We start from the raw sequence: 280 nt of genomic DNA, 5'->3' as shown, positions 1-280 counted from the left end.
TGCGAAAGCGCCCTGACCTTCGAGGCCATCATGGTCTGGCGCGAGGAGCTGGCCAACAACCGCATCCTGCTGCGCGAAGTGATCGACCTGGACGCCACCTACGGCATCCTCAACCCGTCGTCCCTGCCGCACAACCAGCCGCCGGCCGCCGTGCCCGGCGCTCCCGCCCCCGAAGGCGAGGCCGAAAAGCCCGAGAGCGAGGACGAGGACGAGGACGACTTCGACGACGGCGGCGGCATGTCGATCTCGGCGCTGGAAGCCGAACTGCGCGACGGCGTCA

1 pseudogene is annotated in these 280 nt (G+C 69.3%); it reads left to right on the top strand.

Features of this window, described 5'->3' with window-relative positions:
* Window positions 1-280 (top strand): annotated as a pseudogene (locus tag B4A39_RS05640) (RNA polymerase sigma factor RpoD); the annotation flags it as partial.

The sequence above is a fragment of the Brevundimonas sp. UBA4553 genome (assembly GCF_002387245.1).
Lineage (GTDB): Bacteria > Pseudomonadota > Alphaproteobacteria > Caulobacterales > Caulobacteraceae > Brevundimonas.
This window is presented reverse-complemented; position numbering and strand designations above follow the sequence as displayed.